The sequence below is a fragment of the Blautia ammoniilytica genome (assembly GCF_025566965.1).
GTDB classification, from domain to species: Bacteria; Bacillota; Clostridia; order Lachnospirales; family Lachnospiraceae; genus Blautia_A; species Blautia_A ammoniilytica.
Genome location: NZ_JAOQJL010000008.1, coordinates 43,324 through 56,040, shown reverse-complemented (window position 1 = coordinate 56,040; position 12,717 = coordinate 43,324). Strand labels below are relative to the sequence as shown.

At 47.9% G+C, this 12,717-nt stretch carries 1 protein-coding gene; it reads right to left on the bottom strand.

What is annotated here, in order from left to right; translation table 11 throughout:
• Window positions 1–12,563: SpaA isopeptide-forming pilin-related protein (locus OCV61_RS05455; protein WP_262582700.1), on the bottom strand; the 12,563-nt coding region annotated here is incomplete at its 3' end.
• Window positions 12,564–12,717: the final 154 nt, after the last annotated feature.

The following is a 12,717-nucleotide window of genomic DNA, read 5'->3' as shown; positions in this document are numbered from 1 at the left end:
CGATCAGCAGCCGGATCCAGTGTATCTCCTGTTGTTTCATCTGTGATCCTTTCCAGAGAAATGGTAGGATCATAATATTTTGTCTTGTCTTTATAAGCAATGGTCAGCTTCAGGATTCCTTTATTCAGGAAATATCCGCTGGGAGCTTTTGTTTCTTTTATATAATACACAGCCCCTGTGCCTGCCTCCAGACCTGTGATAGTGCCATTTCCCTGCTGGTCCGTCTTCATAGTGATCCCGGCAGGAACCTTGCAGTCCTGATCTTTATACAAGGTAAATACTGCATTGGAAAGAGGCTCCCCTTCACTGCCTTTCTTGTCCAGACAGATCTCATAATTGATCTGAGTGTTCCATACAGCAAACTTTCTGGTCTGATCCTCTGCTGTATTATCTGTGCTGCTGGTCATTACAAAGCCGGAAAGAGGATTACCTTCCCCGTCTTTGGCCTTCTCTTCTATGCGATAATGGATCACGCCTTTTGCACCCTCTGCCTGCAGCGGCTGTTTCTGGATCAGCCAGCGCATGGTCTTGTTTCCTTTATCCTGGGATGCTGACACCGCTGTCTGGATCTTCTGAGGCGCGCCCTGTGTCTTGCTGTAAGGCCTTGCCATTCCCTCTGCCTGTGCTGTTACCTTGCCGGAAGCAATTGTCGCAGTGTAGGTAGCAGCCGGGTAGCTTACTGCATCTTCCCCGGTTCCGGTGGAGCCTGTTATTTCAAACAGGACGGATGCCTGATCCGGGATGCTGGTGGTCTGTGCCCAGTTCTTTTCCATGGAAAGATCCAGATAATACAAACCGCAGTCCCAATGATTGGTCACATACTCCCAGGATACCATATCGGTAAGCCCAGGAAGGGTAATGCCGCTGCCATTGTTGACGATCGCAGTACGTTTCATGGCTGCTGCCCCCTGATCCGTGGTATCTGTACCCTGGTATTCCGGAAGGGCTTTATCTGTATCCCTTCCCGGCTGGGTCAATATCTTTTGGGTATCCTCTCTTTCTGGTGTGACGCTCAGTCTTTCAAAGGGAAGAACCCTGGTTCCTCCTGTAACAGCATAATCATCACCATCATCCTGAAGCACTATGTAATAGCTGCCCTTAGCCAGATTCTCAAAGGCATATGCCCCATCGCTTCCGGTAACTACCTTATCCAGAAGGTTGCCCATCACATCCACAGCCGGATATAAGGTCTTGCCATCCACAGTGGTAGTACTCATGGTCCGTGTTTTGCCGCCAATCTGCTGACTGAAGCTTCCATCCGGATTCCTGGTGATCTTGGAAGAAGATGGCTCGCTTCCCTGATAAAGATATACATCCACCTTGGAAAGCAGCCGGTCAGTGGTACTGTAGCCATTGATGGCCGGGCGGTAATTCCCGTTCTGGTCCTGATCCAGCCATACAAGGCCTGCGATCTTACGCTTTGCCGTGCGGATTCCTACCTGAGGACTGACAACAGTTAGTGACTGGCTGCTAGGACCGCCGCTTCTGTAGAAGAAACTGTTGTTATATACATCGCCGCCCTGCTGAGTCACATTTCCGCTCTTCAGCAGTGTTGCATTATCCTTCGTAAACGGTGTAAAGACCAGTCCCATCCGGAAATTCCCTTTTCCGCCTACTGCAGGAACAAATCCGTAAATAGCATCGATTGTGCCGGAACCATCTGCATAATGGATCAGCTCTTCTCCACTTGCCCACTGTCCGTCTGCACCTGCCCTGCAGGTCAGCCTGTAGATTTTCACACCATTTTCCATGTGTTCAGATGGTTCATAAGAAGAAGCCAGATCAAACCATTTACCACTGTCAATAGTATTCAATATCAGAGACCTTTCCTCCTGGGTAAGATCCTTTGCGCTGATCCCGCCTTTCCTGTATTTCAGCTGTCCTGCACTGCTACTTTGGAATGCATTCCTGTCTTCTTCGCTGGTAAAGTCCAAATAAATCTCCTTTACCCGGTAGCCTCCTTGGAAACTGCTGTCTCTTCCGTCTCCATTGGCTGGAAGGATATCACACAGCTGAATCTTCTCAGAGTTGTCTGTATGATTGCTGTAATTCAGGTAATAAACCAAATCCTCCCCGATATCTATCAGATCCCGTTCTGTTTCCTTGTAGATCACATCATCTTTTGTCCTTGTTGCAACGATGGTCTGCTCTGCACTATTGGCCTGTCCGGTAATACGGTGGATCTCTTCATAGGTGGTATGGATCTGTACCTTGGTAGTAAGCTGTTGATTGTTCTTTACATCCTCATCCTCAGCTGCTCCCTTCTTTCCGATGGTACAGTTATACCGGATGTAAGGAAGTCCTTTGTTGATATCACTTACAGTTGTACAGATAGTCAGTGTGGTAGTCCCATCTGGGTTATCCGTCTGTTTTACATCCCATGCCAGATCGCCGGCTTTGTATTTACATTGGTTTCCAGGAGCCGTGTAGTCAAACTGCAGGCTGCCCTTATTATAATGAAGATCTTTTGGAATGGTCATGGTGATCACAACATCCGTTGCCTGGCTTCCATTTGCTACCAGTTCATGATCCTTTGTAGCACTGGAGATCTGCAGCCTTGGCATTATCATAAAGTTTGCTGTACGCTCACCGTTAGTTACATTATAATAGGTTTTTTCCCGGTTAGAGCCTTTGATCAGGTCTGTATTCTTAATGCCGATTCCACTGACCAGGGTATATAGAAGCAGTGAATTTCCTGCCAACCATCCCATCATATGGGTTCCGTTTTTCTTAACACCATTTTGATATTCTGTTTTCTTATACCCATCAAAATAAAAGTCGCATCTTTGTTTGGTATATTTCATTACCAGGTCCTGGCTTTCCGTCAGGCTATTTACATACCCATCCGGAAGCAGACCGCCTGTGTCTCCATTTCCGTAGGCAACGATACCATCTGCCGTGCCATACTGTCTGCTTCGCCAGGTTGCGGAAAACAGGATGTCATCCCGTTTCCCATCATTATAGTATCGCTTATAGGTTGGACGATATGTGGTCCATCCTCTTACATCGTTGGTGGTACAGTAGGTGCCGCCTGTCTTAGCAAAGTCTTTTGTCATCTGCATCCTGCTTCTGATATACAGGCTTCTGCCTGTACGGATACAGCAGTCCCGTACCTCGTACAAAAGTGCCACACATCTTCCGTCCGGGTTCCCTTTGGTGGCAAAGTAAGCCTTTAATTCATCCAGGGAAGTAAAGTAGATCAGATCCTCTTCTTTGTGGGCATCCATATCTGCTTCCCCACCGGTAAGCCCATCTGCTGTTTCTGTCTTCGTCCAGTTAGTTCCATCAGGCTTCGCACCGTATAGTACGGTCAGCTTAAAGCTTTTTGTTTTCAGATTTCCTGAGGATGACCAGGTGGTTGCCGACTCCGAAGTGCCTACCAGAAAAGCATTGGTGCTGTTGGTCCCTGCACTTTTTCCTACCCAGGTCCAGCTATTTCCTGCTCCCTGGTTCACCTGTCTGTCAATGATCTTTTCTCCACAGGCAGGTGTATAGGCATCTGAGTCAAACTTCTGGAGAAGATTCACTCCGGTAAGGTAATTGTATTCCAGCAGATTGTCCACCTGCGGGTCGAAATCTTCTGTTGGGATATAATGAGGATCATTCACATCATCTGTATAATATTCCCTGCTTGTAAAAGACACATCTGCATCAATGTATACCTGACTTCCCAGCGGAGTGGAGCCTGTGCCTTCCTGGGTGCTGATCAGATCCGTGCCGGTCTCCTTGCTGAAGTAATTATTCTTCGACAGATGGTCTCCGTTTCCATCCCCACCGTATATATATAAGCCTGTGCTGTGGTTCAGGTAATTATCCAGATAAGTCATCTCATGGACTGCATGGCTCTTATAGTCTTCCCCAAAGAAGCTTTCCATTACGTCCAGACCTTTTTCTGTTGACTCGGGAGTAAGCCCTGTAACGCTGCTGATATTCAGGTCAGAAGCAGCACACTCCATATTGATTTCCAGATAGCCGCTCTGTCCATCAACGATGGTTTTATCTAATGGATACAGCACCTGTACATATCCGGCAGAGAAGGAGTTAATATATCCGTTCCCCCTTACCTGGTTATCCCAGGAACCATTGGCTGTAGCAGAAGGACAGGAGGACGCTACCGAATAATTGCTGACTGAAAAATGAAGAGTAAGGCGTTTGTCGCCTGTTTCATTTCGCTGCTTTAACGCTCCCTTCCAGAAGCCGCCACTGTAGCAGCCGGTAGCGCTGTTCCCTGTATTATAGGGAGCTGCATCCCAGCCATACGTGGTAGTCTTGGTATAATCATCCTCATCATTCCAGTCAACATTGACCGTATTTTCCTCGTCTTTAAAACTGATCCCCGTCTCTCCGTTTTCATTGGCCTTGTAAGCCCATGCATAAGGGGCAGAGTTCTCTCCAAGCGTGGATCCATTCATCACCAGTTCTCCGCCAAAGCTTACATCAAGCTGGATGTCCCCTGTGGGTACCTGAAGTCCCCGTACTCCCTTGGTGGTCTTATTATTGTACATCTGCAGGGTAATGCCATATCCAAGCATGGTGCCATAGACGATATGGGAGGTATCCTGGCCTGCATCCTGAAGTTTCTTAACTTCTTCCTCAGTGGTTTCCTCACCGCTTTCCATATCAAAGTAGCTGGTATAGGCAAGCTGGGAGTTTCTCTTAAGCAGCACATTATATCTTGGCGCCGCTGATACGGTCAGTGTTTTGGAGCTGCAGGATTTTGGATTCTGTTCGTTCTCCTCATTTCCACCTACCCAAGCGGTAAAGGAAGGCTTAATCAGATCTCCGTTGTTCATGCCCTTCACACTAATGGCCAGGCTGCGGTAAACCGTTCCCCCTTTATTTTCTTCCAGCTCCCAGTAACCTCTTAAATATTGGGCATAGCTTCCATCTGCCTGCTTCTTCTCATAAATATAATAATACTTCATGTTCATGTCGTAGAAAGAAGCAAGGCTGCTGTCCACCGGCAGCTTCATTTCCACCCACAGCTGTAAGGTTTCATCTGTTACAGGAGAATTTCCTTCCTGCCCTTCTTCATCCTCTCCGTCTTTCCCGGTATCTTGCAGGGTAAAACAAAGATCATATTTGACAGTATCAAAGCTTCTCACGATCCCATTGGTATAGGAGCTGTCATTTCCCGGACTCCACAGAACAGCCTGGTCTCTCTCATACCACTTGCCATTATGGCAGATCATCTTCAGGATCTGGCCATTATACAGATAGTGATGACGCTGAGCCATTTCTTCTGTTTCGTCCTCTGTAACATCGTCCGGCGCTTCTGTTGTCTGGCTGTCCCCTTCCTCTAAAAGCTGCAAGGCTGTCTTTTCATCTCCTGTACATTCCGTGTCAAAAGCACCGCCGCCGTCAGAAGTACCGTCTTCACTGTTGGTAGTCATTACTGTAATGGAATCTACCTTTACTGTGCTTGCCGGTCCTTTTACTTCCGCTTCCTTATACGTAACAGCCGTCAGCTTCAGGTTATTGCTCTGATCGATACCGCCGGTAATATAGTAACCATTGGTCACATCTGTGCCTTCCAGCTGATTTCCCCGATAAGCATCATTTCTCCATGCATTATACTTTGTGGCATTGCCATTGTCTTCCTTCATGGCTGCTGCCTGGATCAGAGTTACAGCCGGCTTCTGGCTTACACTTACATTTTCGTAATTTCCAGTTCCCTCATAAAGGGAATAAATATCATTTCCGGTTCCGTCAATCGTGGATTTATTTTCACACAGCAGTCCTCCTGACAGGACAAAGCTGCCTGCATTTGCCGCCTGGGGATTCTGTGCAAGGCCGCCGCCCTTCTCCGCCTGATTACCGGTGACAGTGCCGCCTGCCATCTTGATTTTTCCGGTGATCTGGTAAATAGCACCACCTGCTACTGCCTGGTTCCCGGTGATCTTGGTACCTTCAAAAATATTCAGCTGGCCTTCATTATAAATAGCACCACCATTTATCGTCGCCTGATTGTTGGAAATCTGAGTATTACTCATCCACACACTGGCTGCACTTCCTATATAAACACCGCCGCCATATTCTGCTTTATTTCCGGTGATCTCGCCGCCTTCCAAAACGCATTTGCCGTTGGACAGATAAATGGTTCCTTTGCCAGATACAACATTATCTGCGATCTGTCCTCCGCTGATCCGGATAGTACCGCCGGCATTGTAAATAACGCCGCCGGTATTGTAAAAAGCGCCGCTAGCATTGTTGCAGATGGTTCCTCCCCGCATTTCAAAAAAACTGCTTCCTGCTCCTACATAAACAGCCGCTCCATAAGCAGCACTGCATTCATTAATGGAAGCTGTGTTATCCAGGATAAAGGTACCGCCGCTGACAGCCACGCCTGCACCGCCGCAATTGCTTTGATTGGTAGGTGCTGAACACATGCTGATCTGTCCGCTCTCCATAGTCACATAGCCGCCGGACAATACCAGAATACCGCCCCCCAGCTTTCTTGTGCTTCCTGAGATGGTTCCTGTTTCTTCTCCCGGATCCAGTCCTTCGGTCTTCTCATCCACGATACTAAGGTCACCGGAACAGGTGATGGCAGTGTCCGTGCCCTGCAGCTTGTGCCCGTTCAGGTTCAGCACTGCACTTACGCCACCTGGGATCTGAATGCTTTCATTAATATCCTTGATAAGGTAAATCTCCGGCGCCCCGTCCTGGTACTTCCCTTCTTTTACAGCATTAACAGCCTGCTGAAGAGATGTGTATGCATCATAAGTACCAGTTTCATTTTTAATCTTTGCCACAAATTCCAGTGAATCATACTGAAGAGTAAGACAGCAGGCCCTGGTTACCGGATCATACTCAATCGGATCTGTTATGGCCAACTTTTTCGTTTCATTATACCAGCAGTTGCCCTTTTTATCCTCATCAGCCCCAAACATATCGGCTGCTGCAAACAGCTGGATTTTAGAATTCTTATAGGATTTATCATAATTTCCGTAAACATCCCTACCGTAACCGGCCTGGTTTCCATACAGCTTGCCTGTGCTTCCGGTTTCTGCTGACTTCTCTATTACAAATTGTCCCATCACTGCAGAAACCCATACGCCGCCACCATAGGTTGCCTTGTTATTACTGGTCAGGCCTCCGTCCATGGTAAGGGCTGTATTTTCACCAACTCCCACACCGCCACCATAGGTTGCCTTGTTATGGATGATCTGCACATTTCCTGTGATCTGTACTTTTCGTGTAGACCATTCTCTTCTGCCGTCCATGTAGATACCACCGCCGGTATTTGATGCTATATTATCTTCGATCACACCGGCTGACAAGGTCAGCTGTGACAGCCGGGTCCAAATACCACCGCCATGACTTGCTTGATTGCCTGCGATCCGTCCACCGGTCAGATACATTTCATATCCAGTAAATACAACAATCCCACCGCCATAAACTCCGGTATTCGTAATGATCCGGGCCGGATCTTCTATATACACCTTGGAGGCTGTACCTGAGTCAAAAAAAACACCGCCGCCAAAGCCACCAGTACTAGCAGCTTTATTGTTCTGTACCAACACATCTGCAAAATGAAGCTCAGAAGATGTGGTTGTTACTCTGATCCCACCGCCGTGAGTGGCGCTATTGTTTTCAATCCGACCATTTAATGTAAGCTTTCCTACTGTATCGATCCTAAGACCCCCACCAAAGCTTGCCTTATTATCATGGATATATACCTCTTTCCCGATGACCGTCTGTCCGGCTGTGCCTGCGCCAATACCCAGGCCGCCACCGTAATATGCTCCATTTAACCAGAATTCACCTTTTTGGACTTCCAGCTTTTGGGTGCCGTAAAGATAGGCGCCTCCGCTGTAACTGCTGCTTCCATATTGTCTTGTACTGTTATCATGGACCTTGCAGTCCTTTACCAGCACCTCTCCTGCGCTTAAAGACAGGCCGCCACCGCTTTTTGCCCGATTATGGTGGGCATTAATATTCTCTACGGTTACTTCCTCTACAGATGTGGTACGGATGCCGCCGCCGGCTCCTTTTCCCACATTATAGGAAACTTCCAGATCAGGTCCGATCACGACTGTCTTGCAATACTGGATATAAACACCGGCTCCGTCCGTTTCCGCTGTGTTATGATGGATCGTACCGCCGGTAATGCTGATCATTGAGGCTGTATCTGTTCCTTGGATAAAATTAAAATCAGCGCTTACACCGCCGCCATGGCTGCCGGCTGTATTCTCACAGATCTCACCGCCTGATATCAGGATCTGGTTGGCAAGGTTAAAGGCTCTTCCCATATACACTCCGCCACCATTCTTTTCAGCCTGATTATTACAGATCTTTCCACCTGTCATGGTAAAGGAAGAAGGGGCAGTGGTACTGATACTGTAAAATCCTATACCGCCGCCATAAACAGCCTGGTTTCCTGTGATCTCTCCCCCGCTGATGGTAACGGAAGCATTCTGGTCTGCATAAATACCGCCGCCATATTTTACGCCGGAGAAGCCTGTGATCACGCCTCCCTTTAAGGTAAAGGCTCCTCCCTCTCTTACAAAGACACCTCTGTTGCCGGTAACACCTTCTGTCGGCTGGATCCTGCCGCCCTGGCTCTGTTCCGGATTGGTGCCAGGATGACCTGTGGTACTGTCTACTTCCAGCTTTCCTCTTATATCAAGCACATTTTCCCGTGAAGAGCATAAGGTATATCCATTTAAGTCCAGGACCACATCCTTGTCCTTTCCGATCTGCACACTTTCTTCAATATCCCTGAGAAGATAAATCCTCTGTCCCTGTGTGGCTGCATTTACTGCATCCTGAACAGATGAATAATTCTGTCCGGCTCCGTTTTCATCCAGGATCTGAGCCGCTGCCTCTAAAGATGGATCCTCCATGTACAAAGCATAAAAGTGACAATTCTGTTCCAGGCTGGAGAATGTAATAGCTTCCGTGTATGCCCGATAATTTTCACAATCATACCAGCAATTATAATCTCCCGGCTCCATAGACGAAGCCGGCATCAGGGTAAGAGCTGCGCCTTCTGCTGCATATATATCACTTTTACCAAGCGAGCACTGATTGCCATACACAACTCCGCCTGTCACAGAAGCAATGCTGCCTGCGCCTACTCGGATACCGCCGCCTACACTGCCGGTGGTATTCCCTGTGATGGATCCACCTGTAACATTCAGGGTAGAACTTGACAGATAAATGCCGCCTCCGCCCCAGTTTGCATTGGCATTGGTAGTTGTATTGCCGGAGATCTCACCACCGGACATATTGCAGGTGCTTCTCCACAGATAGATGCCGCCTCCGTAATTACTTGTTTTATTATCACAGATCCTGCCCCCGGTAATGTCCAGCCTGCCTTGTACATAAAGTCCTGTACCCTGATTACCACTATTCCCGATGATCTCTCCGCCTTCTATACGAACCTTTGCACCACCCCAGCCATAAACGCCTGTGCCCTGGTTAGCGCTGTTCCCGGTGATCTTTCCTCCTGTCATTGTAAAGGATCCGGCATTAACGGCTACAGCAGACTGTGTGTTTTTCGTGATCAGGCCTCCATTCATCACAAAAGAGCTGTCTCTGTCCATTACTAAAACACTTCCGCTGCCATTTGCCTTTAAAGTCCCACTGTTCATGACCAGGCTTCCATCCTGGACAAAGATGCCTCCTCCAAAGCCATACCGAGCCGATACACCTCCGGTAATACATCCGGTCTGGTCTTCACTTGTGTCTTCCAGGGTCATTTCTCCCTTAACTGTAAACACAGGAGTATTCGTCTTCCAGCTTCCCCGGATGGTATTCCCATTCAGATCAAAGCAGATCCTGGTTCCCTTAGGGATCGTCACCGCCTCTTTATCCTCTTTTAGAAGAGTGATCCTGTGAAGCAGTCCATCCCCGGCTGCATCTACCGCCGCCTGAACAGTAGGAAATTCTGCAGAATCATCCAGTCTTGCCACCATCTCTGTCTCAGGCTCAGAATAAAGAAAGGTATAACGGTAAACCTTTGTCCGCTCTGTAGTATCCAGCTCCAGCCCCTGGGTATTCCTTTCATCCGTAGTTTCATCATACCAGGCAATTCCTGATGTTCCATCCTGTGCTCTCATCTGGTCTGCTGCTGCCAGACTGACAACAGGAGTAAAATAAGTAAGATTGCCGTTATTATTTACCTTCAAGGTGGCCGCCACATACAGATCCTGTCCGCCTGAAACAGTACCTGACCCCGGTGCCTGATTATCAGAAATCACTGCCCCTTTCTCTATGATGATCTTCGGATTTAAGGTATTGGTAGTCCATACATAAACACCACCGCCATAAATATACGCCTGATTATGACTGATCTCACCGCCGCTGATCTGGACAGTACCACCTGCCAGACTTATAGCACCACCATAATTGGCACGATTGTTATAGATCTTTACATCTCCTGTAATAGACAGAAGCCTGTTGTTTTCACTAAGAGATATAACCCCGCCATAATTGTTTGCCTGGTTGTTGGTGATCTCACCGCCGGAAATGGTACCGGCACCATATAAAACACCGCCGCTGCTGCTGGTAGTATTATCTTTGATCACTCCGCCCTTCATGTAAAGGGTGCCTCGTACTGCGCCGCCTACTCCGGAAGTATTGTTGCCGGAGATTTCCCCTTCATTCAAGGTTACAGTCCCATAAGCTCCGCCGCCTCCATTGCCGCCGGCCCTGTTGCCATGTAAGATACCGCCATTCATAACCAGAGAGCCGCTAACACCGCCGCCTATACTGTCAGCTTTATTTCCTTCGATCCTGGCCTGCTCAGACATGGTAACATTTCCATAGATACCGCCACCATTTCCCTTTACCTGATTATCAGAAATGATCACATCTCCGGAAAGGATCGCTGTTGAAATATATCCGCCTCCTCCATGATCTGCTGCATTCCTGCAGATCTTACCGCTGCTGGCGGTCAGTTTACCGTTTTCTAAATAAAGTCCGCCGCCCCAGCCGTAAGTGCTTCCCTGAGCCTGGTTATCAGAGATCTCACCGCCGGTCATTACAACATTAGCTCCCTTTCCAAATATGCCGCCACCATAAAAGCTGGCTTTATTGCCATTTATCAGGGTTCCCTCCTGGATCTGTACCTTACAGTAAGCTCCCATGGCAATGCCGCCGCCGGTACCAATGGTCTTATTATTCAGGATCTGTACTCCGAAAAGGACCACATCTGCATAATTGCTGATCCACACACCGCCGCCATAATGGGAGTCGACCCACTGATAATTAATATCCTCATCGGTCAGTGAGTTTTCCTGAATAGTGCCGCCCATAAAGCTGACAGATGACCGGATCTTGTCAGTACTGTAAAAATACATACCTCCGCCATAGGACACTGCCTGATTGTGGGATACCATTCCGGAAACCATTGTAAAATGAATCGGAGCCTGAACATGAACACCACCGCCTCTTATACCGGCAGTATTATTTGAAACAGTCGGGCCATTAAAGATCCATTCATTTTCCACATCAGACACACTATGGATATAAAGGCCTCCTCCATTCTGATCCGCATGATTCTCTGTAATGGAAATCCCGCTGCCAAAGGTACTTGTTTCACAGTCATAAGACTGTATGTACACACCACCCCCATTAAGTGCAGCACTGTTCCCGGTGATGGTGCCGCTCTGATAGGAAAGATCACTTGCATGATAGATCCATATACCGCCGCCGCTGATGCCGGAGCTATTCCCACAGATCCTGCCGCCCTCTATAGACAGACTGGCCTCTTCATTTACATACACACCGCCGCCCCGGCCTGCTGCAGCATAGCCGGTGATCTCTGCCCCCTCTCCAAGGACCAGACGGCCGCCATAGCATACAAATACACCTCTTGTATTCTCGTTGCCAAGAGAAGAAACACTGCCGGATAAGCTGCCATTCTGCAGGGTAAGCTGTCCGTATACAGTAATATTATTGGTATCCTTACCATCCTCTGCTGATGTTTTATCCACAGTCAGCGTATGCCCATTCAGATCCAGTACAACATCCATCCCGTGAGGGATCAGAAGATTCTCTTCTACTGTATCCGGAAAGTTTTCCCCAAGGCTTAAGGTAAGTGTTGTAGAGCCTGCCTTCCTTGCTTCTTCGATCAGATACTGAATGGTGCCTTCCTGTGCATCTGCAGGAGCATCCAGAAGAGTGGTATCTGCCGTTTCTTCATTACTGTCAGTAATCACACTTTCCCCGTCCGTGAAAACATCTTCTATCTGAGATGGATCAGTCTCACTGTCCTGTGCCACTGCATCCTCCATCTGGGATGGATCAGCCTCATTATCTGGTATCGCTGTATCCTCCATCTGGGATGGATCAGCCTCACGATCTGGTGCTGCTATATCCTCTATCTGAGATGTGTCAGCCTCACTGCCCTGTGCCGGTACATCCTCTATCTGTACATCCTCACTGCTGTAAGATTGATCTGCAGATAAGACTTCTTCCTGCTGATATCCATAGTCTTGTCCATAATCAAACGTGGCAGCAGACAAACCGGTGCCCTGGCTTCCCATTGCGATTGCAAATACCAAAAACCAGGACATCCCTTTTTTAAAAGATCTCCAATGGCTGTTTTTCATATTCATACGCTCCTTTTATATATCTTCCTCCACCTGTCTTCTCCTGGCCAAAACAGGTAAAAACCTTCTTTTTTCCTCGCTTCCGCTCCTTTTTTATTAAGCTAATTTTACTATTCGGTGTGAGGATTGTCAATTAAGAATCAGCCTCATGAAA